The following is a 26578-nucleotide window of genomic DNA, read 5'->3' as shown; positions in this document are numbered from 1 at the left end:
CCCACGGCGAGTGCGACCTCCCGCGCGGAGCAGGGCCGCTCGCTCCGTTCCTGGTGGGGTGAGGGGCCATGTCGTGCGCTGCGGCACGCGGCCGCAGCGAGGTGCTGCCCGCGGGATTACAGCGTGAGGGTCGAACCAGAGCCGCGACGCAGGAGCCCCTCGGCGAGCAGCCCGGTCAGGGCCCGGTGGGCCTGGTCGGGATCCTTCGTCCAGGCGGCCAGGACCTGCGCCTCGGGGACTGGCCCTGGGGCGTCACGAACGGTGCCGAGCAGGACGCCGCGGCACTGCCGGTCGGTGCCCGCGTAGGTTTGCCCGCGCCGAGGAGGGCCGTCGTGCGGTGGGCGGCCGGCGGCCTCCCACGCGCAAGATGCCCGCACGGGACAGCGCGGGCAGGCGGGGCTGCTGGCGGTGCACACGAGGGCACCCAGTTCCATCGAGGCCGCCGCCCACGCCGCAGCCCGCCCGGGCTGCTCGGGGACCCACTCCCAGGCGCGCCCCCGTTCGGCGCGGGTGAGGTGATCAGCGGGGAACTCCTGACCGGCTTCCACGCGCGCTAGGACGCGTCGGACGTTGGTGTCCAGCACCAGGTGGCGGGCGCCGAACGCGAAAGAGGCGATGGCGGCGGCGGTGTACTCCCCGACGCCGGGCAGCGCGAGCAGGGCGTCGTGATCGGTGGGCACCTCGCCGCCGTGGTGGGCGACGATGGCGCAGGCGGCTGCGTGCAGCCGCTGTGCCCGTCGTGGGTATCCCAGGCGTCCCCAGGCGCGGACGGCCTCTCCCGGCTCCTCGGCGGCGAGGGCGGACGGGGAGGGCCAGCGGGCCAGCCAGGTCTGCCAGACCGGCAGGACCCGCGCCACAGGGGTCTGCTGCAGCATGAACTCGCTCACCATGACGCCCCACCCGGACGCATCCTGGTCGCGCCACGGCAACGGTCTGGCGTGCGCGGCGTACCAGGCGAGTACCTCGGCGACGGTGGCGCTGCGAGCTGGGGTCACGGGGTCGGCGGCGCCCCGGCCAGGTGCGCCAGCGAGTCCCGGACCGAGTGCGCGATGGATTCCGTGACTCCCTCGACGGTCATCAGTTCCGCATTCGAGGCGGCGGCGAGGGCGGGGAGCCCGTCGAACGTGGCCACCAGACGGGCGCTGACGCCTGCGGGCAGCCGGGGCACGGCCGCGAGCTGACGCAACCCGCGGGGGCGTACGGGGGAGTCGAGGTGCAGCCCGGGCGGGAAGCCCAGGACGCGTCCCACGAGGACGATGTCGAATAGGTCCTGGTCCTCGAGTTGGGTCAGGCCGGCGAACGGCATCGTCTCGGCGTCGTCGGTGACATAGTCGCGTTGGACCAGCGAGGACAGCGGGGTCAGGTCGTCGACGAGGTCGCGCAACTGCAGGGCAGGCAGACGGCCGTCCACGCCCAGGGCGGCCACGTAGGTGGCTGCCTCTTCGGCCAGCCGGTTGGTCATCTCGAACCGCTGCCCGACGTGGGCGACGTCGCGCAGGGTGACCGCATCGTGCAGTTCCAGACCGGTGAGCCGGGACAGCGACGCGGTGAGGCGCTCCCGGTGGACGCCGATCGCCGCCAGCGCCTGGTTGGCGCGGGCGACGAGTTCGTCGGGTCGGGGGACGACGATACGGGAGCCACCGGTGAACAGGGAGATGGTGGACATGGAGGCCGAGACGGTCACGACCGGCAGTTCGACCTGACGGGCGACACGTTCGGCGGTGCGATGCCGGGTGCCGGTCTCCCCGGTCGGCAGCGAGGCCTCGGGTGACAGGTGGACGCCGGCGGCCAGGATGCGGTCGGCGTCGCCGCTGAGCACGATCGCGCCGTCCATCTTGGCGAGCTCTCGTAGCTGCGGGGCGGTGAACGCGACATCGATCGTGAAGCCGCCCGTGGAGATGGCCCGCAGGGCCTCATTGCTGCCCAACACGATGAGCGCGCCGGTGTGGCCGCTGACGATGCGATCCAGGCCGTCGCGCAGCGGAGTGCCGGAGGCGAGGCGGACGATCTCCTCGGGCAGCCTGCCGATGCTCACGAATCGCCTCCCAGATCCTGGATGCGCCCGCCGGTCGGGGCGATCTGTTCCGAGTCTAGGCGAGCTCGCGACGCTCGATCGGCACGACGTTGCTGCGCGTCGGGGCGAAGGCGGCGGCGAGGGCCTCCTCCAGCGTCTCCACCGCCACCACGACCAACCCGGCGGGAGCGGTCACCTCGGCGGCGCCCGCCGGGACGATCGCTCGCTCAAAGCCGAGACGCGCCGCCTCCGCGAGACGCCGGCTGAGGGCGGGGACGCGCCGCACCTCGCCCGAGAGCCCGACCTCCCCGATCGCGACGGTGCGGCCGCGGGGCTCTTCGTCACGCATGGCGGAGGCCACGGCGATGGCGAGCGCCAGGTCGGCCGACGGATCGGACAGACGCACCCCGCCGACCGTGGAGGCGTACACGTCGCGGGTGTGAAGCTTGTGCCGCGCTCGGCGTTGCAGGACGGCAAGCGTCATCGTCACCCGACTCACGTCGAGCCCGTGCGTGACCCGCCGCGGCTGGGTCAGGCTGGTGGGCACCACCAAGGCCTGCACCTCGGCCACCAGCGGGCGGCGCCCCTCGAGGCTCACCGTGACACAGGTGCCCGGCGTCGGGCCGCGCCCGGAGGTGAACAAGCCGGAGGGGTCGGGCACTTCGCGGATGCCGGACTCCGTCATCTCGAAGCAGCCCACCTCGTCGGCGGGGCCGTAGCGGTTCTTGGACGCCCGCACCATGCGGAAGGCGCCGTGGCGCTCGCCTTCGAAGGCGAGCACGACGTCAACCAAGTGCTCCAGTGTCCGGGGGCCGGCCAGGGCGCCGTCTTTGGTGACGTGACCGATGATCATGACGGCCATGCCGCGTCGCTTCGCGGTGCGCACGAGGGCGTTGGTCACCTCGCGCACCTGCGTCACGCCGCCGGCCACCCCGTCGGTGCCCTGGGCCTGCACCGTCTGGACCGAGTCGAGCACCAGCAGACTGGGGGAGAGTTCCTCGACATGGCCGAGGATGACGCCCAGGTCGGATTCCGCCGCGAGATACAGCTCGTCGTGGAGGGCGCCGGTACGGTCGGCCCGCAACCGGACCTGGGCGGTCGACTCCTCGGCGGTCACATACAGCGTGCGGCGCCCCTGCGAGGCCCAGCGGGCGGCGGCCTCCAGCAGCAGCGTCGACTTGCCGACGCCCGGTTCGCCGCCCAGCAGCACCACGGCGCCGGGAACGAGACCGTCGCCGAGCACACGATCCAGCTCGCCGATCCCTGTGGAGATGCCGCGCGCATGGCGCGCCTCGACCTGAGTGATGCGCTGGGCCGCCTGCGTCGGTTTGGCCAAACTCGTCGTGCGGGTGGGGGCGGCGGACACCTCGGCGAGGCTGCCCCACGCTTGACACTGCCCGCAGCGACCGACCCAGCGGTTGGTCGTCCAGCCGCATTCGCTGCAGCGGTGCGTCGTCGTCGTTCGAGCCATGCCGAAAGACTAAAGGGAACCCCCGACAGTCTCGGGGGCGGGGGCGCTCAGATGGTGACGAGGCCGTTGGGGCAACGGAACGTGACCGACTCGATGCCCGGGTTGCCGTTGGGGGCGTCGAACGTGAGGGCGATGCCGTCGAAGACGGGACCCAGGTCGATACCGATCCACTCCGAGACGCGCTCGGGGGAACCGGAGAGCCGGATCTCCACGATGTCGACGGGGGCGGGGGCTAGCGCCGCGGGGCGCACCTCCTCCGGGCTGGTCCAGCGGACGAAGAACGGAAGCTGCGGATCGGCCAGGAGTCCCTTGATGCCGATCTGATCCCACTCCAGGCGGCGCCCGTCGGGGAACAACCGTGAGCCGTGGACGGCCTTGCGGGTGAGGCGCTCTTCCAGCGGGGCCATGTCGTCGACCTGCAACACCCAGGCCATCCAGCCGCCGCCCAGTTCGGAGCGGGCGCGGACGGCCTGACCGAAGACCGCCTTCTCGGCGGCCGGGTGCTCCAAGACCTCGACGACCTCGAGGTAGCGGCCGCCGTCAACGGCGAGAATGTTGTTGCGCGTGCCGAAACGCGGGTGGAAGCCGCCATCGCGGAAACTCACACCCAGCGCGTCCTCCAGACGTGCCACCGCCGGGGCGAGGCCGTCGGGTCCGGCGGCGAACGTGAGGTTTGACAAACGCATGCTTCATTCAAACCCATCGCCTCCACCGTTCGCCAATCGTGGACATCTCCCCTTGTGGAAATAGGTATCACGAGGTGGAGATAGTGGGTGTGTCTGGGCTTCGGAGGCCAGGCGCCCTATGCTGGCCGACGTGAGTGCGCACCAGGCCTGGCCCGGTCCCGAGTCGGCGAGACGTCCCCGCGTGGGGCTGTCCACCTCCTCGGTCTATCCCGAATCGACCGCGAGCTGTTTCGAGCTCGCCGGACGCCTGGGCTACGACGGCGTCGAGGTCATGGTCGGTATCGATCCGGTCAGCCGCAACGTGGACGCCCTCGTGCAACTGCGCGAGTACCACGACGTCCCCGTGCTCTCCGTGCATGCGCCCACCCTTTTGGTCACCCAGGGAACCTGGGGCAACGACCCCTGGGAGAAGCTGGAGCGCTCCGCGGTCGCGGCCCACCGGCTCGGTGCCGACTGCGTCGTGGTGCATCCGCCGTTCCGCTGGCAGCGCTCCTACGCGCAAGGCTTCGTCGACGGCATCCGGCGGCTGGAACGCACCACCGGCATCGTCTTCGCCGTGGAGAACATGTTCCCCTGGCGGGGGCCGCGCAGCGCCGAGATCCGCGCCTACTCGCCCGGCTGGGACCCGACTGACGGCGACTATGACCACCTCACCCTCGATCTCTCCCACGCCGCCACTGCCCGGCAGCGCTCCCTCGACCTGGTCGACGCCTGGGGGGAGCGGCTCACCCACGTGCACCTCACCGACGGCGACTCCTCCATCAGCGACAGTCACCTGTTCCCCGGTGAGGGAGACCAGGAGGCGGCGGCGGTCCTGGCCACGCTCACGGCCCGCGGCTTCGCCGGGCACGTGGTGCTCGAGGTGAACACCCGCAGCGTCGGCTCCCGCTCAGCCCGCGAGGAGGCGCTGGCCCGCACTCTGGCGTGGGCGCGCACCCACCTGGCCGTTCCCGCGATCCCGTGACCGCCGACGCGCCGTCGGGGCTCGCCCCACGCTTCCGCCCTCGCACCGAGATCCTGCTCGTTCTGGGCCTGTCGCTGGGGCAATCGGCGATCTACTCGGTGCTGTCGATCATCCGTTCCCTCACTCAGGGGCCGTTGAACCAGCAGACGACCACGATCAACAACTCGGTCACCCCGGAGCGGCCGTGGCTCGACCTGGCCTATCAGGTCGCCGGGATCGCGTTCCCGCTCGTCCCGGTCGGCGTCGCCTTGTACCTGCTGTGGCAGACGGGGGATCGCGCCCGGATCGGCTTCGACCTGCGGCGTCCCGGGTTCGACCTGGGGCGGGGATTCTTCGCCGCGGCCATCATCGGGATCCCCGGGCTGGTGTTCTACGTCGCGGCCCGTGAACTCGGCTTCAACACCAACGTCGCTCCCGCGAACCTCGCCGAGAACTGGTGGACGATCCCCGTCCTGGCCGGGTACGCCGTGATGAACGGCGTCCTGGAGGAAGTCATCATGCTCGGCTTCCTGTTCGTGCGGTTCGAGCAGCTCAAGCTAGGTCCGTGGACCGGGATCGTCATCAGCGCGCTGATCCGCGGCAGCTACCACCTCTACCAAGGCTTCGGCGGGTTCGTGGGCAACGTGGTGATGGGGCTGGTGTTCGGCTACCTCTACAAGCGCTGGGGGCGCGTCATGCCGCTGGTGGTCGCCCACACGATCCTCGACCTGGTCAGCTTCATCGGATACGCCCTGGTGGCGCCGTACACCGACTGGTTCTGAGGCCCGGCCCGGTCCGGGACCCGCATCCCGCAGTGCGGGGGGCTCCTGGGCTCGGAGGTCCCCGACGGTAGGATCGCCGCATGCGAATTGGTGTTTTCGGTGCGACCGGTCAGGTCGGCCGGGTCATGCGCGCGCTGCTGGAGCAGCGCGACGTCCCCGTCGACGACGTGCGGTTCTTCAGCTCGGCGAAGTCCGCGGGAACGGTGCTGCCGTTCGACGGCCGCGACATCGTGGTCGAGGACACTGCGACCGCTGACTTCACCGGTATCGACATCGCCATCATGTCGGCGGGTGCGACCATGTCCCGCGAGTACGCCCCCAAGCTCGCGGCCGTCGGCGCGGTCGTCGTCGACAATAGTTCGGCCTGGCGCAAGGACCCCGAGGTTCCGCTGGTCGTCAGCGAGGTCAACCCCGAGGACGCGGTCACCCCGCCCAAGGGCATCATCGCGAACCCCAACTGCACCACCATGGCCGCGATGCCGGTGCTCAAGCCGCTGCACGACGCCGCGGGCCTGCAGCGCCTGACCGTCGCCACCTACCAGGCCGTGTCCGGCTCCGGGGTCAAGGGCGTCGAGGCGCTGGCCACCCAGGTCACCGAGACCACCGACCCCCGCGCGCTCGCCCTGGACGGGTCGCTGGAACGCCCCGAGGACCCCGCCCCCTACGTGGCGCCCATCGCCTACAACGTGGTCGCGCTCGCGGGCAGCATCGTCGACGACGGTTCCCTGGAGACCGACGAGGAGCAGAAGCTGCGCAACGAGTCCCGCAAGATCCTGCACCTGCCGGAGTTGCGGGTCTCCGGGACGTGCGTGCGGGTGCCCGTGTTCACCGGCCACAGCCTCTCCATCCACGCCGAGTTCGACAAGGCGATCACCCCCGACGAAGCGCTCGCGCTGCTGGCCGACGCCCCCGGCGTCCAGGTGGTCGCGGTGCCCGAGCCGCGGGTCGCAGCGGGGGCCGACGACGTGTTCGTCGGGCGTATCCGTCAGGACCAGGCCGTTGACGGAAACCGCGGTCTCATCTTGTTCGTGGCCGGCGACAACCTCCGCAAGGGCGCCGCGCTCAACGCCATCCAGGTTGTCGAACTGCTGATCGGCCGTTCGTGACCCAGGTCGCCCTCCTCGGCGTCGGGGCCATGGGGGAGATCATCCTTAGCGGGCTGCTGCGCGCCGGGTGGGACGCCTCCGAGGTCGTCGGCGCCGCGCGCCGTGCGGAACGCCGCGAAGAACTGGCATCCCGCTACGGCGTCCGGATGGAGGCGACCGTCGAGGCCGCCACCGCCGGGGCCGACGCGGTGCTGGTCGGGGTCAAGCCCTACGACGCCCTGGCGCTGCTGCCCCAGATCGCCCCCCACCTGGCTCCCGGGGCCGTCGTGATCTCCCTGTGCGCAGGGATCACGACCGCCCAGATGGAAGCGCAACTCCCCGACGGAACCCCCGTCATCCGCGTCATGCCGAACACCCCGGCGGAGCTCGGGGTGGGGATGTCGGTCATCTCCGCGGGCGCCCACGCCTCGGAGGCTGACCTGGCTCGTGCGGTCTCCCTCATGGAGGCCGTGGGCAAGGCGGTGGTGATCCCCGAATCGCACCAAGATGCCGCGACGGCGATCTCCGGTTCGGGCCCCGCCTACATCTTCTACGTCGCGGAGGCGCTGGCCGACGCGGGCGTCCTGCTGGGGCTGCCGAGGGCGGTCGCCACCGCGCTCGCCACGCAGACCCTCCTGGGCTCGTCCACACTGCTGGACGCGTCCGGGCAGCACGCGACCTTGCTTCGCGAGCGCGTGACGTCCCCCGGCGGGACGACGGCCGCAGCGCTGCGCGTCCTCGACGACCGTGCCGTCAAGGCGGCGTTCATCGCGGCGGCGGAAGCCTGCCGGGATCGCTCGGCAGAGCTCGGGCGTTGACGCTCGCAGTGTCCGCCGGTGGACCCGGCTTGGTGGAGTCGGGTTCAAGCGCGTAAGATTTCGTTCTTGGCTGGCCGTTTCGACGGCGAGTCATGTCCTAGTCATTTCAAGCCGGGTCGCCGGCGCCTGAGGAGTCACACGTGGGTTCGGTCATCAAGAAGCGTCGCAAGCGGATGGCGAAGAAGAAGCACCGCAAGCTGCTGAAGAAGACGCGTATCCAGCGCCGCCGCGCCGGTAAGTGAGCGTCGGCGCCCCGATGACGCTCCCGGACGCCCGCGTGGTGGTCTTGGTGCGTCAGGGGTGCCACCTGTGTGACGACGCCTTGGCGATCGTGTCCGACGTGTGCACCCGCACGGGTGCCACGTGGGCGTCCCTCGATGTGGACGATGACGAGCGTTTGCGCGCCGAGTTCACCGACCACGTGCCGGTGACGTTCGTCGACGGCGCGCAGTTTTCGCTGTGGTTCGTCGACGGGCAGCGACTGTCCGCCGCGCTCGCCTGAACGCCTATCCTTACCCTCATGCAGCCGACCATCGTCCATGTCTGCCGTCACGGGCAGGTCGACAATCCCGACCACATCCTGTACGGAAGGCTGCCGGGCTACGGCTTGAGCGCGCTGGGTCACGCGATGGCCGAGCGCCTCGGCGAGCACTTCGCCGACGCTCCGCTCGTCCAGTTGCGCGTCTCGCCGCTGCAGCGCGCCAAGGAGACCCTCGCCCCCATCGCCGCGGCCCACCCGGACCTGGAGATCATCGAGGACGCCCGCCTCATCGAGACGGCCAATATCCTTGAGGGGCAGTCCTTCGGCCGGTTCAACCAACGGCTGCTGCTTCCCCGCAATCTGTGGCATCTTCGCAACCCGCTGCGTCCCTCCTGGGGGGAGCCCTACCCGCAGATCGCGCAACGGATGCGCGCCGCCATCGCCGACGCCGCGGCCAGCGTGCCGCAGGGCTCCCAGGTACTGATCGTCTCCCACCAGTTGCCGATCTACATCGCCCGCCTGGACGCCGAGGGACGCAGCTTCGTCCACAATCCGGCCACCCGCGACTGCCGGCTCGCATCGGTGACCGCATTCCACGTCATCGACGGCCGGGTCGCCGGCGTCGAGTACTCCGAACCCGCCGCCGACCTGTACCCGGCGAAGAAGAAGATCTTCCGGCCGGGGATGTGAGGGCTGTGAGGGCACGCGCCACGGCCGCCTGGGTGGTGGCCGGCTTGATGGTCCTGACGGGCTGCGGCGCCGCACCGGCCGCTCAGGGAGGCTTCGTCGGAGGCGACGGCTCCCTGACCATCGTCGCTCCTGACCAGCGCACCACCGCCCCGCAGATCACCGGCGAACTGTTGGGGGGCGGGACCTTCGACTCGGCCACGCTCAGCGGACAGGTCGTCGTCTACAACGTCTGGGGGAGCTGGTGCGCCCCCTGCCGCAAGGAGGCCCCCGCGCTGGAGGCGGCTGCCCGGCGCACCGCTGGGAGGGCCACCTTCGTCGGCCTCAACACCCGCGACCTGGACCAGGCTCCCGCGCAGGCGTTCGTGCGCGCCTTCGATATCACCTATCCCAGCGTCTTCGACCCCGACGGCCGCGAGCTGTTGAAGTTCGGCACCGACCTCCCTCCGAGCGCGATCCCGTCCACGCTGGTGGTGGACGCGCAGGGCCGCATCGCGGCCCGCGTCCTGGGCGAGGTCACCGAGGCGACGCTGGTCGGCCTCGTCGACGATGTGGCGGCGGGCAAGTGACGCCGCTGGACGTGGGCGGCTGGTTCGCGCAGGCGGCGGGCGGTTCGATGCTGCTGGCGCTGCCGGTCGCCGTTGTCGCAGGCGCGGTGTCGTTCTTCTCTCCCTGCGTCCTGCCGCTGCTGCCCGGCTACCTCAGCTATGCCACCGGGCTGGCGGCGAGCGAGGTGACCGAGGGTACCGGCGGACGCGGCCGCATGCTCGCCGGCACCAGCCTGTTCGTGCTCGGCTTTGCGCTCATCTTCGTCTCCACCGGGGCGCTGTTCGGGGGCCTGGGTGGTCTCCTGCTGACCTGGAGCCGCCCCATCTCCGTCATCATCGGCCTGCTCGCCATCCTGCTCGGTCTCGCCTTCGCGGGCGTCCTTCACGTGGGGCAGCGGACGGTGAGGATCAACCGGGCTCCCACCGTGGGGCTGGCCGCCGCGCCCCTGCTCGGCATCGTCTTCGGCCTGGGCTGGACGCCGTGCATCGGTCCGACCCTGTCGGTGGTGCTGACGCTGGCCATCAACGAGGGAACCGCGCTGCGCGGAGCGGTCCTCGCCCTGGCGTACGCCCTGGGACTCGGGATCCCGTTCCTGATCGCGGGCCTGGCGTTCGCGCGCTTCAGCCGGACCACCGACTGGGTCAAACGACATCAGGTCACCTTGCAGCGGATCGGCGGGGGCATGATGGTCCTCGTCGGTGTGCTGCTGGTCAGCGGGCTGTGGGACCGGCTGATGGGCGTGTTCCGGCAATGGGCGTCGGCGTTCGGGGTGGTGATCTGATGCGGTACCTGCGGCTGTTTTGGGTGCAGCTCACCTCGATGCGTACCGCGCTGCTGCTGTTGTTCACCCTCGCCCTGGTCGCCATCCCGGGCTCGCTGCTGCCGCAGCGTCCCGTCGCTCCGATCCGGGTCTCGGACTGGAAGGCCGCCAACCCGGCCGTCGCCGACCTGTACGAGAAACTCGGTCTGTTCGACGTCTATCACTCGCCCTGGTTCGCCGCGGTCTACCTGCTCCTGATGATCTCGCTGGTGGGCTGCATCATCCCGCGCATCGGCGTCTACGTCCGCGCCCTGCGCACCCCGCCGCCCCGCACCCCCCGCCATCTGGACCGGCTGCCCGCCTCGACGCGCGGCTCCTCGACCTTGACCCTCGACGAGGCGCTCACCGCCGGGGAGAAGGTGCTGGCCTCCCGCCGGTTCCGGACCCGGCGCGACGGCGATTCCGTATCCGCCGAGCGCGGCTACCTGCGGGAGTTCGGCAACATCTTGTTCCACCTCAGCTTCGTCGTGATGCTCGTGGGGCTCGGCTGGAATTCGCTGTGGGGGTACAAGGGCGAAGTCATCACCGTCGAGGGGCAGGCGTTCTCCAACAACCTCACCCAGTACGACGACTTCACCGCGGGCGCCGCCTTCACCCCAGCCGACCTGGCCCCCTTCACCGTGTGGATCGACACGTTCACCGCCAAGTTCGAGACCGGGGAGGTGCAGCGCGGCGCGGCACGGGAGTTCACCGCCGATGTGCGCGTCGCCCATGCTGACGGCACCCCCGAGCAGGCCCGGATCGAGGTCAATGAGCCGCTGGTCGTCGACGGCACGCAGATCCACCTCATCGGGCACGGCTACGCGCCGGTGGTGACCGTCACCGATCCCACGGGACAGGTCGCCTTCTCCGGGCCCGTGGTGTTCCTGCCCCAGGACGGCAACTTCACGTCGATGGGCGTCATCAAGGCTCCCGACGCGCGCCCGAACTACCTCGGCTTCGAGGGCTACTTCCTGCCCACGGCCGTCGTGGACGAGCAGGGCCCGCGCTCAGTGTTCCCCGACGCCCTCGCCCCGGAGCTGTTCCTGACGGTGTGGACGGGCGAGCCGCGGACCGAGACGGGGACGCCCGAGTCGGTCTACTCCCTCAACAAGGACGGCCTGACCCAGATGCGGACCGCCGACGGGACGCTGGTCACCTTCAAGATCGAACCCGGACAGATCGTCGACCTGCCGGACGGCTCCACGCTGTCGTTCGACGACTGGCGCCGCTGGACCAAGCTCCAGGTCAGCTACGAGCCCGGCCTGTGGCTGGTGATCGCGTCGGTGTTGATCGCCGTCGCGGGGGTGTCCGCCAGCCTGTACGTCCGGCCCCGCCGGCTGTGGCTCCGCGCGACCGAGCAGGAGGACGGCACGTTGCGCATCGAGGTCGCGGGCCTCGACCGGGCCGAGTCCGCTACCGGCCTCGACGATGACGTCGCCGCGCTCGCAGCCGCGGCCGGAGCGGACACCGCCGCTCCCACCACCCCCGCCGATGAGTCCCCGACGATGCAGGAGGATGCCCCGTGATCGCGACCTATTCGAGCCTGGCGATGGTCAGCTCGGCGGTGATCTACCTGCTGGCGATGTGCGCCTACGCGTTGGAGTGGGCCGCCATCCGACGCCCGGCTGACACCGCGCCAGGTGAGGAGGCGGCCGTCTCCCCGCGCGCCTCGCGGTTCGGCCGGATCGGGCTGGGGCTGATGCTCGTCGCGGTGCTGTGCCATGTCGCGGGGGTCGTGCTCCGCGGCGTCGCGGCTCAGCGTGCGCCGTGGGGCAACATGTACGAGTTCGTCACCAGTTCGCTCGGATTCGCCGCCCTGTTCGCCCTCTACCTGATCTGGCGGCGCGGCTGGGGGTGGCTCGGGCTGCCGATCACGCTGCTGCTGGCCGTGGGACAGGGGCTCGCCGTCACGGTCTTCTACGTGGCCGTCGCCCCGCTGGTCCCCGCCCTCCACTCGGTGTGGTTCATCATCCACATCGTCGCCGCTGCGATCGCCGGTGCGGCCTTCAACCTGGGCGGCATCGCCGCGATCCTGTATTTGTTCCGGGTCCGCGCCGAGAACAAGGGACCGGTCCGCGGTTACCTCGCCCGGATGCCCTCCGCCGCGACGCTCGACGACTTCTCCTTCCGCGTCTTGCGGTTCGCCTTCCCGCTGTGGACCTTCACGATCCTCGCCGGCGCGGTGTGGGCCGACTACGCCTGGGGCCGGTTCTGGGGCTGGGACCCGAAGGAGACGTGGTCGCTGGTCACCTGGGTCGTGTACGCGGCCTACCTGCATGCTCGCGTCACGGCAGGCTGGAAGGGCGTGCGGGCGGCCTGGCTGGCGATCATCGGGGTCCTCGTGTTCTGGTTCAACTTCGTGGGCATCAACCTGCTGGTGACCGGCCTCCACTCGTACGCGGGCATCTGACACACTGGCCGCGTGCGCGCATTCGATCTCATCGTCATCGGAGCCGGTTCGGGAAACAGCATCGTCGATGAGCGGTTCGCTCATCAGCGGGTCGCGATCCTCGACAACGGACGACGGTTCGGCGGCACCTGTCTGAATTACGGCTGCATCCCGACGAAGATGTTCGTGCTGCCGGCCGACCTGCTCGCCAGCCCCGCGGACGCCGCCCGGGTCGGCGTCCACCTGCCCACGCCGTCCGCCGACTGGGCGCAGGTGCGCGACCGCATCTTCGGCCGGATCGACGCCATCTCGGACGCCGGGCAGGCGTGGCGCGCTGACAATCCCGAGGTGACGCTGTTCCGCGACACCGGCCGGTTCGTCGGCCCCAAGGTACTGCGCGTGGGCCAGGAAGAGATCACGGCCGAGAAGATCGTGATCGCAGCCGGTTCACGCGCCGTCGTGCCGTCGATCCCCGGTCTCAGCGGAGCCTTCGACGCGGGCCTGGCGCACACCTCCGACACGGTGATGCGCCTCGACTCCCTTCCGCCGCGCATCACCATCCTGGGCACCGGCTACATCGGCGCTGAGTTCGCCCATGTGTTCTCCGCATTCGGGTCCCACGTCACCATGATCGGACGCTCCGACCGGGTGCTCAGCCGTGAGGACGACGCCGTCTCCGAGCGATACACCACCCTGCTGGCCGAGAGGATCGACCTGCGCCTGCAGCGGGACGCCGTGGGCATCACCGTGCACGACGCGACGGTCACCGTCACGACCCGGGGCCGCGACGGCAGCGTCGAGGAGGTCGAGTCGGACATCCTCCTCGTCGCGACCGGGCGAACGCCGAACAGCGACACCCTCGACGTGGCCGCGGCGGGGATCGCCGTCGACCCGGCGGGCTTCGTGATCGTGGACGACCAGCAGCGCACCAACGTCCCGGGGGTGTGGGCGCTCGGCGACGTCAGCTCGCCGTGGATGCTCAAGCACGTGGCGAACCATGAGGCGCGCATCGTGGCCCACAACCTGCACGATCCCGAGCATCCGGCCCGCAACGATCGTCGTCCCGTGCCGCACGCGGTGTTCGGGCACCCGCAGATCGCCGCCGTCGGCCTGACCGAGCGGGAGGCCCGCGAGGGTGGCCTGGACGTGGTGGTGGCCGTTCAGGACTACGCCGGGACGGCATATGGGTGGGCCATGGAGGACGACACCAGTTTCGTGAAGATCGTCGCCGACGCGCGGACGGGGCGCATTCTCGGGGCGCACGCACTGGGACCGCAGGCGTCCCTGCTGATCCAGCCCCTCATCTCGGCCATGACCTTCGACCTGCGGGCCGCCGACATGGCACGCGGCCAGTTCTGGATCCACCCGGCGCTCACCGAGGTCGTCGAGAACGCCCTGCTCGGACTGGGCCGCGACCGATGATCCGGCGAGGGCTGGTCCTCGTCGGCCTGGTGGGACTCGTGTTCACCGGTTGCCAGACTCCCGTGGGTCCGGCGCCTGCGCCCAGCAGCGGTCCGGCGTCCACGGCTACCGCGTCATCCCCCAGCGCGTCGGCGTCACCGACTCCGACGCCCACGCCGCTGAGCACGTGCCAGCGCGTCGCCGCCGACCTGTCGCTCGAGGACGCCGCGGGTCAGCTCGTCATGATGGGTGTCACCGGCTCCCTGGACGCGGCGGAGACGAAGGTGCTGAAGAACTCCCGGATCGGGTCGGTGATCCTGATGGGCACCACCACCGACGGCGTGAAGGGCACGGCCTCCCGGGTCGCGGCCATCCGCAAGGCGGGCGGGGGGCACGGGGTCCTGGTGGGGGTCGACCAGGAGGGCGGCTCGGTGCGGCGGCTCAAGGGATCCGGGTTCACCGCGATGCCTGCAGCCGCAGATCAAGCCGCCATGTCCGACGCCGACCTCCGGGCCAAGGCGCAAGGGTGGGGCCGCGAACTCGCCACGGCGGGCGTCAACCTGAACTTCGCCCCGGTCGTGGATGTGGTCCCGACCGCGAAGGCGTCCACCAACGAACCCATCGGTGTGCTGAAGCGCGGCTACGGGTCGACACCTGAGCAGGTGGCGGACAAGGCCACCGCCGTGATCGAAGGCTTCCAGCAGGAGAAGGTGGGGGCCACCGTCAAACACTTCCCGAACCTGGGCCAGGTGACTGGCAACACCGACTTCGCGGCGAAGGTCGTCGACGACGTGACGACCGCCGACGATCCGGCGCTGTTGCCCTACCGGCGCGCGATCGCGGCCGATGTGGCGTCGATCATGGTCTCGACGGCGTACTTCACGCGGATCGACGGGTCGAGCCCCGCAGCGTTCAGCCCGGCCGTCGTGGGGCTGGTGCGGGAACTGGGCTTCACCGGGGTGATCACCAGCGACGACCTGGGCGTGGCGAAGGCCGTCGCGGACGTGCCCGCCCGGCAGCGCGCCGTCCGCTTCGTGCAGGCTGGTGGGGATCTGGCGATCAGCGTCGACCCCGCTGCGGCGTCCGCCATGGTGGCGGGGCTGGTGGAGGAGGCGCAGGCCGACGCGGAGTTCGCTGCCCGGCTGCGCGCGAGCGCCGGCCGTGTCCTGGAGTTGAAGGACCGGCTCGGGGTCGCGTCCTGCGGGGCCTAGTCCCCGAAGCAGCCGTGCCGGGCCGGCGGACCTACCCGGCCGTCTCCGGGGCGAATGATCGCCGCGTCCGCCCGCCCGAGTCGGCGGGGGAACCGGACCGGCGCGCCAGCCGCAGCACTCCTGTGACGGCGAGCGTCCAGGCGGCCGCGACGAGCGCCGCACCGACGACATCGCTGGGACGATGCCAGCCCGCGGCGATGACCCCGACCCCGATCAGTGTCGCCCCCACCGCCGCAGGCGGCAAGGTCAGCGAGGTGAGCCAGGTAGGCGGGGCGAGCAGGAGCGCACACACTGCCCCACAGGCGAGCGTGGCGTGCCCCGAGGGGAATGAGTTGAGCCCGCTCGCCCCCGCGATGAGGTCGGGACGCGCGAGCAGGTGCTTGACCGCCTGGGTGGTGAGGTTCGCCCCGACGAACATCACTAGGATCCCGGGGATGGCCCCCCGTACGGGACGCAGACACGCCGCGACGATCGCCACCGTGACGCAGGCGAGGGCGAACACGACGATCCCGCTCGACGTCATGGCTTCGGCGAGCTGCCCTGCGATTCCGCCGCGCAGGGACAACATGAGCATCAGCTCCTGATCGAACTCCTGGCCCGCGCGGGTGCGTACGGCCGCCACCGCGAGCGCGATGGCGGCGGCGACGCACCCGGTGGCCGCGGCCAGCTGGGCGAGACCTCGCCGGGGGCGCAGGACGGGTGACGTGTCGGGATCGGACGGAGCGGTCTGCGTGATGGTCATGGTGGTTCTCCTCACTCGGTGGGCCGGGTCAGGCGGGCACGATGCAGGTCGCGCGATCGGCGTTCTGCCCGTCGAGGTTGGTGGGCAGGGAAGCGGTCGACGCGGTCGCCTGGCCAGGGTCCGGGGCGGCGGACGGGCTCGCGGTCGTGCTGGGTTGCGCCCTGACGGGCGTGCGATCGGGCGTCGGGGTCGCGGACGCCGTGGCGCCTCGCCCAGCCCGCGCCGGGTCGAGGTGCACGGGGGTGTCCGCCGCGATGAGCGCGAACAGCTGCCGGGCGGCCTCCCGATCCGAGACGACCCGGTTGCCGTGCGGCAGATACGGGTAGGTGACCAGCGCCGTCGTCTCCAGGGGAATACCGGCGAACGTCGTGGCCAGGGAGGTCAGGGTGCCCGGGTCGGCGAGGTCGGTGGACAGTGTCATCGTGCGGCTGACCGCGTCGGCGATCGCATACAGCCGGACGGGGTCGGTGAGGGTGGCCCGGTCGCGCAGCGTACGCGCGAGCGCGGACAGGAACACCTGCTGGGACGAGATGCGCGCCAGGTCGCTGCCGTCGCCGACGCCGTGGCGGGACCGCAGCAGGGCCAGGGCCTGCTCGCCCGACAGTTCGAACGTCCCGGCGGACGGGATGACCAGACCGGAGCGCGGGTCGTCGATCGGGCCGGTGAAGCAGACGGGGACACCGCCCAGCACGGTGGACAGGTCGATGACGCCCTGGAAGCTGATCTCGGCGGCGTAGCGGATCGGTGTGCCGGTGAGCGACTGGACGGCGGTGGCCACGCACCCCAGGCCACCGCGACCCAGCCCCGAGCCGAAGGCCACCCCCGTCGCCGCCGGCACCGTGGCGCCGTTCGGCGCAGTGCAGGCCGGAAAGTCGATCAGGAGGTCGCGGGGGAACGAAACCAGGGTGGCCACGTCGTGGGTCGCGTTGACGTGCAGCAGCAGGGTGACGTCGTTGCGGGCCCCGGTGATCGTGCCGCCTTCGCCGTACTGTGCCCCTTGACCGGCTCGGCCGTCCGACCCGACGAGCAGGACGTCGAAGGCGCCCGGGTAGCCGCGGATCGGGGCAGGGTCCGTTCCGCCGGAACCAGGAAGCTCGACGGTGGTGAGCTGCGAGGTGAGCCGCGCGGCGCCGAAGGCGATCGTTCCGAGGGTGATGACCAGCACGGCCAGGAGCACCGCGAGGATGCGGCGTCCCCATCGGTGCGGTCGGGTCGCTGCCCGCGCCGGGACGCGGGACGCGTGGAGGAGTGGCTGAGGCATGCGGTGTCCTTTCGTCGTCCGCCATCGTTGAGCGGCGACGTCACAGGACGGTCACATGAGGGGGATGCTGAGGCGGAACGTCGCGCCCGCCTCGGAGGGGACGAGATTCAGCTCACCGCCCAGGAGCCGTGCGTTGTCCCGGGCGATCGCCAGGCCGAGACCGTTGCTGTCGGGGTGGTGGCGGGCCGCGTCCAGCGTGACGAAGCGCTCGAAGATGTCCGCCTCGCGTCCCGCGGGGACGCCAGGCCCGTGGTCGTGGACCGTCACGACGAGCTCACCCCCGCTGACCAGCGCGCCCACCTGGATCGGTGGCGCTCCGTGCCGCAGGGCGTTGCCGACCAGGTTGGCCACGATCGTGCGGACGCGGTCGGCGTCGGTGATGACGGGCTGCTCGGCCGAGACGTCCACCTCCGCGATCCCGCCGGGGTCCGAGAGGTGCACGGCCTCCGCCACCAGGGCGCCCAGCTCCACCTCTGCGGGGGCGACGGCGGCCGCGCCCGCGTCGATGCGCGACAACTCCAGCAGTTGCTCCATGAGCACCGTGAGGCGGCGCGTCCCGCGGGCCGACACGTCCATCGCGATGCGTCGCTCCTCGTCGGTGGCCTGGTCGAAGTCCTCCAGGATCTCCGCGACCGCTGTCATCGACGTCAGCGGGGTGCGCAGTTCGTGCGCGACGTCGCTGACGAGGCGGCGGGCGTCCTGCTCGCTGCGGGCGAGCTCGGCCATGCTGCGGGCAAGCCGTTGCGACGAATCGTGGAGGGCGGTGGACACCTGGTTGATGTCTGCGAACGCTGACGGTGAGAACTCGGGGGCGCCTCCCTCGCCGAGGGCCCGCGCCATCTCGGTCATCCTGCGCAAGGGCCGCGTGAGGGTCCGGGCGAGGAGGAACCCCGCGATCCCGGTGCCGACCAGGGCGACGCCACCGATGGCGAGGGCGGCCATGACGAGCTGGATCACCTGAAGGCGCTGTGCCTCCAGGGAGTAGGCCGTGACCAGGAGGACGGTGGGGGCGCCGGGCTCAGTGTCTGCCCACAGGAGGCCCACGAAGAAGACCTCGTGCCCGCCGAGGGAGGTGCGCAGGTACCGCAACGCCCCCACCGGGGGCTGCCCTGCGGGGACCAGCCAGGCGGCAGGGACCTCCTGCTCGGTGAGGCTGCCGTGCACGATGCCTTGCGGAATCGAGACGATGGCGCTGCGTGCCGGAAGGACGCTGGACACGCTTGCCCATCCTGCGCCGGAGGGGTCCGCGGCGATCTCACGCCTCACCGCCTCGGTGGCGCTGCGGTAGTCGGCCAGGAGGGCGTCCTGGCGTGCCTGGTAGATGATGTCCCGGGCGGAGTGGACGAGGACGGCCGTGGTGAGGATGATCGCGACCGCGGTCAGCCCGGTGAGCAGGCACGTGATCGCCGTGGGGAGCCGAATCCGTCCTCGTCGCCTGCTCATCGCACCAGGTAGCCGATCCCGCGCAGCGTCTCCAGGACGGGGCTGGTCACCCCGGCCGCAGCCAGCTTCGCGCGCACTCGCTGGATCGTCGTGTCGACCACCCGTGCCGTGCTGGGCAGGGAGTCCGCCCAGACCGCGTCGATGAGTTGCCCTCGGCTCAGGGCGTGACCCCGCTCGCTCACCAAGGTGCTGAGCAGCCGGAACTCGGTCGCCGAGAGGTCGAGGTCGCTGCCGGCCACGTACACCCGCATGGCACTCTGGTCGATGACCAGGTCGCCCAGCGACAGCCGGTCGGGTTCGGTGACGCGCAGTCCCCGGCGCAGGACGGCCCGGAGCCGGGCCTCCAGGACAGCCGGGGCGACCGGCTTGACCACGTAGTCGTCCGCGCCAGAGGCCAGCCCGTTCACCACCGCGGCGTCCTCGTCGCGTGCGGTGAGCATCACGGTGGGAAAGCCCCAGCGGCGCCCGATCTCCGCGCACAGCGCGAAGCCGTCGCCGTCGGGCAGCATCAGGTCGATGATCCCGACGTCGACGTGGCTGGTGGCGGCCAGTTCGCGGGCCTCGGATGCCGTTGCGGCCGTGACCACCGAGTGCCCCCGGCGCGTCAGCGCCGCGCGGAAAGCGAGCCGGATCTCGGCGTCGTCATCGACCAGCAGGATGCGCAGTGGCGCATCGGGGGCGTCGGGGGGACTCACGGGCGATAGGACCTCAGGGCATCGGCGATGCTGCGAGCGTACAGCTGTGATCCGGGATACCCGGGATGCACCCCGTCGGAGGCGAGCAGGTCGGGGTGGGCGCGCGCCTGACTGCGCCAGTCGGCCACCACGACGCGGGGGTGGTTGGCGGCCACCTCGACGATCGCCCGGTTCACGGAGTCGGCCCAGGCGACCGGACCGGACACGTTGACGAGGACGACGACCCGGTCCCCGGACGCTGCCACCGCCTGTTCGAGATCCTGGCTGCTGCCGACGCCGTTGATGCCGAGCCCGATCACGACGACGCGCGCCTGCGGATGGGTGCCCAGCACCGCGGTGACCTCACCGGCAGCTTTGGTGAGTTGTCGGTTCTCCTGAGCGTCGACGCTCACCTGGGGGAAGGACTCCTGCAGCGCGCGCTTCGAGGCCAGCATCACCGAGTCGCCGACGGCGACCATCGGGGCCGAGATGAGGTCGGCTCCGGAGGGGGCGGACGTCGTCGGCGTGGGCGACGCGGTGCGCGTCTCGCGTGGCTGCGCGGTAGCCGCGGTGGCGACGGGGGAGGCCTCGGCGCTCGTCTGGGCGGCGATGAGGGCTGCCACCGACGTCTGCGCCGGGGCGAGCAGGGCCGTCCCCGCGGCGACGGCCGCGAGCAGCAGCACGGCTGTCACTCCGGCCAACCGGCCCGGCCACGGGCGGACCACGGTGGCGAGGAACCCGCGCCTCCTGATCGGCTCCTCGAGGTAGCGGTAGCTGAGCGCCGCAAGGCCCACCGACAGCACGACCGCGAGAAGGCGTCCGGGGAGGCGACCCAGGTCGGGCAGCGCTGGCAGGGCAGCGTCGGCGAGCACGATCAACGGCAGGTGCCACAGGTAGACGCCATACGAGCGGCGCCCCAACCAGCCCAGCGCGCCGGCGTCCAGCAGGTGGGGGCGTGGCGTGGTCGTGAGCACACAGCCGACGACAAGGGCCGCCCCGGCGGCGGCTCCGGCGAGCGAGGTGAGCGTCTGCCGCTCCACCGCGGCCCCCAGGTCGGAGAAGGACACCGCCCCGAACGCGAGAAGTCCGACCGCGATCAGGGTGGTTCCGACGATGCGGGTGACCGTCGTCGCCGACGGGGTGCGTCGGATCAGAGCCACCGCGAGCCAGACGCCGATCAGGAGCCCGAACAGGTGGCCGAATGTGGACAAGTAGGCCGCGGCCCCGTACCCCGCGACGACCATCGCGAGCGGGACGGCGACCGACACGGCCACCGCCAGCCCGATCCAACCCTGTCGCGGAGAGCGTCCGCTGCGGAAGCCCAGCGCGAGGACCGCCGGCCACACGAGGTAGAACTGCTCCTCGATCGCCAGCGACCAGAAGTTGTCGAACAGGCCGGTGCCCGCCTGCGCGAAGTAGTCGTTCCCGGCCGCGAGCATCACCCAGTTCTGCGTGAGCGTGACGATCCCGAACAGCGAGGCGAGGAGCCCGACCAGGATGTCTCCGCCCACCGCGAGGGCGGCCAGACCGGCCACGATGACGACCACGACCGCTGCTGGCAGGAGGCGGCGGGCCCGCCGCACGTAGAACGCCGGGAGGTTCAGTCGCCCGGTCGTTTCCTGCTCGCGCAGCAACAGGGTGGTGATCAGGAATCCGCTCACCACGAAGAAGACGTCAACCCCGGCGAACCCGCCAGGCGCCCAGGCTGCCGAGGCGTGAAACACCAAGACGGCGACGACAGCGAGGGCGCGCACCCCGTCCAGCCCGCCGATGCGAGACGGGGAGACCCCCGTCGGCGTCACCAACTCCCTGCGATCCAATACGCTCATGGGCTCCCACCGTTCGACTTGTCGTGTCGTTCGGTGGAGTCTGGCTCGCGGGTGTCACACCACGGTCACAGTGGGGGTTCAGGGAGCTGCGGGGTCGGCAGCCTCGGTGGGGCCGGGTCAGGCCTCCACGCGGAGCTGGGACTGCACCTCGCGGGCCGTCTGCAGCAAGGTGGGCTGGCTGTCCGGAATGGATGCGTAGTAGAGGCTGGAGGATTCGTCGCTGGTGGCGACGATCACGATGATCGCTGTCTCGCCGGTTTCCTTGAGGCCGGGGATGGAGAAGCCGAGATGCATCTCGGTCACCCAGGCGTCCTTGCCGTCGACGGTGGTGGCCTCGCTCACCACGTCTTGGCGGGACACTGCCGCGTTGCCGTAGAAGACGCCCAGGACGCAGCGGGTGACGATCTCGGAGCCCTGTTGGGGGGAGAAGAAGCCGTCGCCGGCAACCAGCTCTCCGACCAGAAGGGAGGCGACCCAACTGCTGCCCTTGCCGTCGTAGTTCTCCTGCACCATGACGCTTTGGCCGTACGCGTCACGCCCGAAGGGAACCCGGTAGTCCTCGGTGACCGCGCCCCACGGGGACCCGAGCCGGGGATAGGACAACTGGCCGCCCTGGACCCGGCCTGCGGGGTTGGTGTGCGGGCTGGCGGTGGCGCTCGGATCGAACGACACGGTCGGGCACACGTTCGAGGTGGGGTTGGACGCGGGCGTGTCGCTGCCTGCCCCGATGCGTCCGCTGAGGAGATACCAGCCCCCCACGATCAGGCCGATGACCAGGAGGCCGATGAGGCCCATCGCCAAGGCGGGGCCGAGTTTGGAGGACCGTTGATCGATCTCCGTGTAGCTGTAGGCCGCCGGGGGCTGCCCGGCGGCCTGGGCCTCCCGGATCGGCAGGGACCCGGCGGGTGCCCCCGGCGTGGCCGGGGTCTGACCGGGGGCCGGGGAGAACTGGTTCGGGGTGACGTGGATCGTCCACCCGCTGCCGTCCCACCACCGGAACATCCCTGGCTGCCCGCTCGGGTCCGTGTACCAACCTGGCTGACTCATGGTGTGATTCTAGGTTGTCCTTCTGTGAAGGCCCGCAGGAAATGGCGCCGGTGGACTTACCCGAAGCGACCGGTGATGTAGTCCTCGGTCGCCTTCTCCGACGGAGTCGTGAAGATCGTCTTGGTGTCGTCCATCTCGATCAGGTGACCGGGCTGGCCGGTACCGGCGATGTTGAAGAACGCGGTGGTGTCGGAGACCCGCGCAGCCTGCTGCATGTTGTGGGTCACGATCACGATCGTGTAGTCGTTCTTCAGCGTGCCGATGAGGTCCTCGATGGCCAGCGTCGAGATCGGGTCCAGGGCGGAGCAGGGCTCGTCCATCAGGAGCACCGAGGGACGCATCGCGATGGCGCGGGCGATGCACAGTCGCTGCTGCTGGCCACCCGACAGGCCCGAACCGGGCAGGTCGAGCCGGTTCTTGACCTCCTCCCACAGATTGGCGCCGCGCAGCGCCTCCTCGGCGACGGCGTCGGCCTCGGAGGAGGAGATCTTCTTGTTGTTCAGCTTGAGCCCGGCGAGCACGTTCTCCTTGATCGACATCGTGGGGAACGGGTTGGGCCGCTGGAACACCATGCCGATCTGACGGCGGACGTTCACCGGGTCGACGGCCGGGGCGTACAGATCCTCGCCGTCCAGGAGCAGTTCACCCTGGACGGTGGCGCCGGGGATGACCTCATGCATGCGGTTCAGGGACCGCAGGAAGGTGGACTTACCGCAGCCGGACGGGCCGATGAACGCGGTGACGGCCCTCGGCTCGATGATCATCGAGACCCCTTCGACGGCCTTGAAGTCGCCGTAGAAGATGTCGAGGTTCTTGGCTTCGATGCGCTTGGACATGGGTGCGTTGGTCTCCTTGGATTACCGGCCGGACTTCGGGGCGAACCGCTTCGCGACGAGGCGGCCGATCAGGTTGAGGGCCATGACGATGAGGATCAGGGTGAGTGCGCCCGTCCAGGCGCGGTCGACGAACGCCTCGGGCGGGATGCCGCGGTAGGCGTACTGGTCGTAGACGAACGTGGGCAGCGTCATCATGGGACCGGAGAAGAAGTTCATGTTGATGCTCTGCGTGAAGCCTGCCGCGACCATGAGGGGCGCGGTCTCGCCGATGATGCGGGCGATCGCCAGGATCACGCCGGCGACGATGCCCGACACGGCGGTCGGCAGGACGATCCGCAGGATCGTCCGCCACTTCGGGACGCCGAGGGCGTAGGACGCCTCGCGCAGCTCGTTGGGCACGATCTTGAGCAGTTCCTCGGTGGACCGCACGACCACGGGGATCATCAGCACCGACAGCGCCAGGGAGCCCGAGAAGCCGCTCACGGTGCCTGGGCCGAGCAGCAGCGTCATCAGGGCGTAGGCGAACAGGCCGGCCACGATCGAGGGGATGCCGGTCATGACGTCCACGAAGAAGGTGATCCCTCGGGCCAGGTGACCGCGTCCGTATTCGGAGAGGTAGATCGCCGTCAGCAGGCCGACCGGCACCGAGATCACGGTCGCGAAACCGGTGATCATCAAGGTGCCGTAGATGGCGTGGACCGCGCCGCCGCCGACGCCGTCGACGTTCCGCATCGAGTTGTTGAAGAACGACAGGTCAAAGCGGTTCAGGCCGTTCGCCAGGGTGGTCGCCGCCACCCACACCAGCGGCACGAGGGCCAGCAGGAAGGCACCGATGATGAAGCCGGTCATCATCCGGTCCGTGGCGCGGCGGGGCCCTTCGACGAGACGCGAGGTGAGGTACGTGGCGACCTGATGGATCACGAAGGCGAACACGGCGGCCAGGCCGACGTTGAAGGGGCCCAGCAGCAGGGTGACCAGGACGGCCAGGGCGATCGACCCGACCAGGATGGCTGGCGTCGCCCAGCGGGGGAGCTGGCCCGCGGTGAGGGAATCGCTCTTGCGGAGTGCGGTGGCGGTCATCAGTTGGCTCCCGAGAAGGCGGCGCGGCGCCGAACGATCCACCGGGCGAGCATGTTGACCGCCAGGGTGATCACGAACAGGATGAGGCCGCCGGCGATGAGCTGGTTGATGCGCAGGCCCGAGGCGTCGGGGAAGTTCAGCGCGATCGTCGCGGCGATGGTGTTGGGGTTCTGCTGACCGATGATGTCGAACTTGATGACGCCGGCACCCGACAGCACCATGGCCACCGCCATGGTCTCGCCGAGGGCGCGTCCCAGGCCCAGCATGACCGCGGACACGATGCCGGCGCGGGCGAACGGGAAGACGGCCATGCGGACCATCTCCCAGCGCGTCGCGCCCAGCGCCAGGGCGGCCTCCTCGTGCAGCTTCGGCGTCTGCAGGAACACTTCCCGGCACAGGGAGGTGATGATCGGCAGGATCATCACCGCGAGCACCAGCGAGGTGGTCAGCATGGAGCGGCCGGTGCCGGACGCGGGCGGCGTGAACAGCGGGAACCAGCCCAGGTAGGTGGCCAGCCAGACGTGCAGCGGCTGCAGCGCGGACGCGAAGGTGTTCGCGCCCCACAGGCCGTAGACGACGGACGGGACGGCGGCGAGCAGGTCGATGACGTAGCCCAGCCCGCTCGCCAGGCGCCGCGGCGCGTAGTGGGAGATGAACAAGGCGATGCCGATCGCCACCGGCACGGCGAACACCAGGGCCCAGAAGGCCGAGTAGACGGTGCCGAACGCGAAGGGGGCCACCCACGACCAGAACGGGCCATAGCCGCGGCTCTCCAGCATCTCGGGCGTGGAGGTCAGTGCCGGGAAGGCCTGCGCGATCAGGAAGAGCGCGACGGCGGCCAAGATGACGAAGATCGCGATGCCTGCGCCGGTCGAGAGGCCGGTGAAGACCTTGTCGCCGATACGCGGCTTGGCGGGGACGAGGGCGAGGTCGTCCTCGGGAGATTGCCTGGTCTGGGTTGCGGTACTCACGCTTCCTTCTTCGCTGGACCGGGTGAGGGCAGGGGCTCGGCCTGACCGGGTACGTGACCCGATCAGGCCGAGCGGGGGATCACTTGATGGAGTCGATCGAGGTCTTCAGCTTCGCCTGCATGTCGGCCGACAGCGGGGCGTTGCCCGCCTTGGCCTGCGCGGCCTTCTGGCCGGCGTCGGAGGCGATGTAGCCGACGTAGGACTTCACCAGAGCGGCGGCGGAGGAATCCGCGTAGCTCTCGCACACGATGGCGTAGGAGACCAGGGCGATCGGGTACTGGCCCTCGGCGGTGCGGTCGAGCTTGAGCGCCCAGTCGTTGTCGGCGCGGCCGGAGACCTTGGTCGCGTTGTCGACGAGCTTGGCGGCCGCCTCGGCGGTGGGACCGAAGAACTCGGAACCGACCTTCACCTGAGCCTTGCCCAGCGAACCGGCCTGCGACTCGTCGGCGTAGCCGATGGTGTTGTTGCCGGTCTCCACGGCGCTGACGACGCCCGCGGTGCCCTTGGCGGCCTCACCCGGGAAGGCGTCGGGCCAGATGCCGGCGGCCTTCTCGGTCCAGACCGACGGAGCGGCCTGAGCGAGGTAGTCGGTGAAGTTCTCGGTGGTGCCCGAGTCGTCGGAGCGGTGCACGGCGGTGATCGTGGCGGCCGGCAGGTTCGCGCCCGGGTTGAGGGCGGCGATGGCCGGATCGTTCCAGGTGGTGATCTTGCCCGCGAAGATCTTCGCGGTGGTGTCCGCGTCGAGCTTCAGATCGGTGACGCCGTCGACCTTGTAGATGATCGCGATCGGGGAGACGTAGACCGGCAGGTTCAGGGCATTGGACTCGGGGGTGCACAGGGCGAACTTGCCCGCGCCCATCTCGTCGTCCTTCAGCGCGCGGTCGGAGCCGGCGAACTGCGCGGCGCCGGAGGTGAAGGCCTCGCGGCCGGCACCCGAACCGTCGGGGGAGTAGTTGACGGTGACGTCGGGGTTGGCGGTCTGGAAGGCGGCGATCCAGGTGGTCTGCGCGACGGACATGGAGGAGGCGCCCTTGCCGGTCAGGCGACCGCTCAGGCCGGAGGCGGTGGCGCCGCCGGTGGTGGCGGGGGCGGCGGCCTCGTTCGCGGCGCAGCCGCTGAAGGCGAGCACCGAAGCGGCCACCAGGGCCAGCGGCGCGACGAGCTTCTTCGAGAACATGTGTGATTCCTCACGTGCGAGCGTTTCGGACCGCTGTCGAGCGGCACGAGGACTGGTCGTTCTTCCAATCTCGCTTGTGACGGTAGGCAGCGACCGTGACGAGATTCCTCCCGGCAGGTGAACGCAGCATGAACAGGATGTCTCGATCCGGCAATGCCCGGGGACGGCTGCGCATTTAGCGTTGTCACACGGGATATGA

At 70.6% G+C, this 26578-nt stretch carries 27 protein-coding genes; 13 read left to right on the top strand and 14 right to left on the bottom strand.

Annotated elements, in window-relative coordinates; all coding sequences use genetic code 11:
• Window positions 1-116: 116 nt before the first annotated feature.
• The 4 genes from V7E09_RS06140 to V7E09_RS06125 are packed head-to-tail and all read right to left on the bottom strand — an operon-like array spanning window position 117 to window position 4171.
• The gene (locus V7E09_RS06140) at window positions 117-995 is read right to left on the bottom strand and encodes an A/G-specific adenine glycosylase (protein WP_324511126.1); all 879 of its coding nucleotides are present in this window, start codon (window positions 993-995) and stop codon (window positions 117-119) included.
• On the bottom strand, window positions 992-2035 hold the full coding sequence (gene disA / locus V7E09_RS06135; RefSeq protein WP_324511125.1) for a DNA integrity scanning diadenylate cyclase DisA: 1044 nt from the start codon (window positions 2033-2035) through the stop codon (window positions 992-994). Before disA ends, V7E09_RS06140 begins: the two co-directional genes overlap by 4 nt.
• 55 nt (window positions 2036-2090) lie before the next feature.
• On the bottom strand, window positions 2091-3485 hold the full coding sequence (gene radA, locus V7E09_RS06130; protein WP_324511124.1) for a DNA repair protein RadA: 1395 nt from the start codon (window positions 3483-3485) through the stop codon (window positions 2091-2093).
• Between the two features lie 47 nt (window positions 3486-3532).
• The gene (locus V7E09_RS06125; protein ID WP_324511123.1) at window positions 3533-4171 is read right to left on the bottom strand and encodes a VOC family protein; all 639 of its coding nucleotides are present in this window, start codon (window positions 4169-4171) and stop codon (window positions 3533-3535) included.
• 130 nt (window positions 4172-4301) lie between these two features.
• Between V7E09_RS06125 and V7E09_RS06120 the strand changes: the two genes are divergently transcribed.
• From V7E09_RS06120 to V7E09_RS06060, 13 genes are all read left to right on the top strand, one after another.
• On the top strand, window positions 4302-5135 hold the full coding sequence (locus V7E09_RS06120) for a sugar phosphate isomerase/epimerase family protein (RefSeq protein WP_324511122.1): 834 nt from the start codon (window positions 4302-4304) through the stop codon (window positions 5133-5135).
• On the top strand, window positions 5132-5896 hold the full coding sequence (locus V7E09_RS06115) for a CPBP family intramembrane glutamic endopeptidase (RefSeq protein ID WP_324511121.1): 765 nt from the start codon (window positions 5132-5134) through the stop codon (window positions 5894-5896). Before V7E09_RS06120 ends, V7E09_RS06115 begins: the two co-directional genes overlap by 4 nt.
• Before the next feature lie 80 nt (window positions 5897-5976).
• On the top strand, window positions 5977-7002 hold the full coding sequence (locus V7E09_RS06110; protein WP_324511120.1) for an aspartate-semialdehyde dehydrogenase: 1026 nt from the start codon (window positions 5977-5979) through the stop codon (window positions 7000-7002).
• Window positions 6999-7799 carry a pyrroline-5-carboxylate reductase gene (gene proC, locus V7E09_RS06105; RefSeq protein ID WP_324511119.1) on the top strand — a complete coding sequence of 267 codons (801 nt, stop codon included), beginning with the start codon at window positions 6999-7001 and terminating at the stop codon, window positions 7797-7799. Before V7E09_RS06110 ends, proC begins: the two co-directional genes overlap by 4 nt.
• Window positions 7800-7939: 140 nt before the next feature.
• Complete coding sequence (locus tag V7E09_RS06100; RefSeq protein WP_002550589.1) at window positions 7940-8041, top strand: 30S ribosomal protein bS22; 102 nt, start codon at window positions 7940-7942, stop codon at window positions 8039-8041.
• 14 nt (window positions 8042-8055) lie between these two features.
• The gene (locus V7E09_RS06095; protein WP_324523162.1) at window positions 8056-8301 is read left to right on the top strand and encodes a glutaredoxin family protein; all 246 of its coding nucleotides are present in this window, start codon (window positions 8056-8058) and stop codon (window positions 8299-8301) included.
• Between the two features lie 18 nt (window positions 8302-8319).
• Entirely contained in the window at window positions 8320-8970 is a 651-nt protein-coding gene (locus V7E09_RS06090) for a histidine phosphatase family protein (RefSeq protein WP_324511104.1), read from the top strand.
• Between the two features lie 47 nt (window positions 8971-9017).
• Window positions 9018-9536: a TlpA family protein disulfide reductase gene (locus tag V7E09_RS06085; protein WP_324511147.1), complete on the top strand. Its 519-nt coding sequence runs from the start codon at window positions 9018-9020 to the stop codon at window positions 9534-9536.
• 47 nt (window positions 9537-9583) lie between these two features.
• Window positions 9584-10297, top strand: coding sequence for a cytochrome c biogenesis CcdA family protein (locus V7E09_RS06080; protein WP_324511146.1), 714 nt, complete (start codon window positions 9584-9586; stop codon window positions 10295-10297).
• Window positions 10297-11844, top strand: a complete 1548-nt coding sequence (gene resB, locus V7E09_RS06075) for a cytochrome c biogenesis protein ResB (protein ID WP_324523161.1) — start codon at window positions 10297-10299, stop codon at window positions 11842-11844. Before V7E09_RS06080 ends, resB begins: the two co-directional genes overlap by 1 nt.
• Before the next feature lie 23 nt (window positions 11845-11867).
• The gene (gene ccsB / locus V7E09_RS06070; protein WP_324511145.1) at window positions 11868-12728 is read left to right on the top strand and encodes a c-type cytochrome biogenesis protein CcsB; all 861 of its coding nucleotides are present in this window, start codon (window positions 11868-11870) and stop codon (window positions 12726-12728) included.
• 12 nt (window positions 12729-12740) lie between these two features.
• Window positions 12741-14129: a mycothione reductase gene (locus tag V7E09_RS06065; RefSeq protein WP_324511102.1), complete on the top strand. Its 1389-nt coding sequence runs from the start codon at window positions 12741-12743 to the stop codon at window positions 14127-14129.
• Window positions 14126-15319 (top strand): glycoside hydrolase family 3 N-terminal domain-containing protein, encoded by a 1194-nt coding sequence (locus V7E09_RS06060; protein WP_324511101.1) that lies wholly within the window; start codon window positions 14126-14128, stop codon window positions 15317-15319. Before V7E09_RS06065 ends, V7E09_RS06060 begins: the two co-directional genes overlap by 4 nt.
• 31 nt (window positions 15320-15350) lie before the next feature.
• Here the strand turns inward: V7E09_RS06060 and V7E09_RS06055 are convergent, their stop codons facing one another.
• The 10 genes from V7E09_RS06055 to pstS form a co-directional block, all read right to left on the bottom strand.
• Window positions 15351-16061, bottom strand: coding sequence for a phosphatase PAP2 family protein (locus V7E09_RS06055; protein WP_324523160.1), 711 nt, complete (start codon window positions 16059-16061; stop codon window positions 15351-15353).
• Window positions 16062-16089: 28 nt separating this feature from the next.
• A complete protein-coding gene (locus V7E09_RS06050) occupies window positions 16090-17322 on the bottom strand; it encodes an LCP family protein (RefSeq protein ID WP_324511099.1) in 1233 nt (410 codons plus the stop codon).
• Between the two features lie 51 nt (window positions 17323-17373).
• Window positions 17374-18765 (bottom strand): HAMP domain-containing sensor histidine kinase, encoded by a 1392-nt coding sequence (locus V7E09_RS06045; RefSeq protein ID WP_324511098.1) that lies wholly within the window; start codon window positions 18763-18765, stop codon window positions 17374-17376.
• A complete protein-coding gene (locus V7E09_RS06040; protein ID WP_324511097.1) occupies window positions 18762-19460 on the bottom strand; it encodes a response regulator transcription factor in 699 nt (232 codons plus the stop codon). The genes V7E09_RS06045 and V7E09_RS06040 overlap by 4 nt, the downstream gene beginning before the upstream one ends.
• Window positions 19457-21268, bottom strand: a complete 1812-nt coding sequence (locus V7E09_RS06035; RefSeq protein WP_324523159.1) for an acyltransferase family protein — start codon at window positions 21266-21268, stop codon at window positions 19457-19459. Before V7E09_RS06035 ends, V7E09_RS06040 begins: the two co-directional genes overlap by 4 nt.
• A gap of 117 nt (window positions 21269-21385) precedes the next feature.
• Window positions 21386-22315 carry a DUF2510 domain-containing protein gene (locus V7E09_RS06030; RefSeq protein WP_324511095.1) on the bottom strand — a complete coding sequence of 310 codons (930 nt, stop codon included), beginning with the start codon at window positions 22313-22315 and terminating at the stop codon, window positions 21386-21388.
• Window positions 22316-22371: 56 nt separating this feature from the next.
• On the bottom strand, window positions 22372-23151 hold the full coding sequence (pstB, locus tag V7E09_RS06025) for a phosphate ABC transporter ATP-binding protein PstB (RefSeq protein WP_324511094.1): 780 nt from the start codon (window positions 23149-23151) through the stop codon (window positions 22372-22374).
• Window positions 23152-23172: 21 nt separating this feature from the next.
• Window positions 23173-24231, bottom strand: a complete 1059-nt coding sequence (gene pstA, locus V7E09_RS06020) for a phosphate ABC transporter permease PstA (RefSeq protein ID WP_324511093.1) — start codon at window positions 24229-24231, stop codon at window positions 23173-23175.
• Window positions 24231-25202, bottom strand: coding sequence for a phosphate ABC transporter permease subunit PstC (gene pstC, locus V7E09_RS06015; protein ID WP_324511092.1), 972 nt, complete (start codon window positions 25200-25202; stop codon window positions 24231-24233). Before pstC ends, pstA begins: the two co-directional genes overlap by 1 nt.
• 79 nt (window positions 25203-25281) lie before the next feature.
• Window positions 25282-26379 carry a phosphate ABC transporter substrate-binding protein PstS gene (gene pstS / locus V7E09_RS06010; RefSeq protein ID WP_324511091.1) on the bottom strand — a complete coding sequence of 366 codons (1098 nt, stop codon included), beginning with the start codon at window positions 26377-26379 and terminating at the stop codon, window positions 25282-25284.
• Window positions 26380-26578 lie beyond the last annotated feature (199 nt).

Source organism: Propioniciclava sp. (assembly GCF_036744435.1).
Classification (GTDB): domain Bacteria; phylum Actinomycetota; class Actinomycetes; order Propionibacteriales; family Propionibacteriaceae; genus Propioniciclava.
The sequence above is the reverse complement of the archived record's forward strand: the minus strand, read 5'-3'. Positions and strand labels throughout refer to the sequence as shown.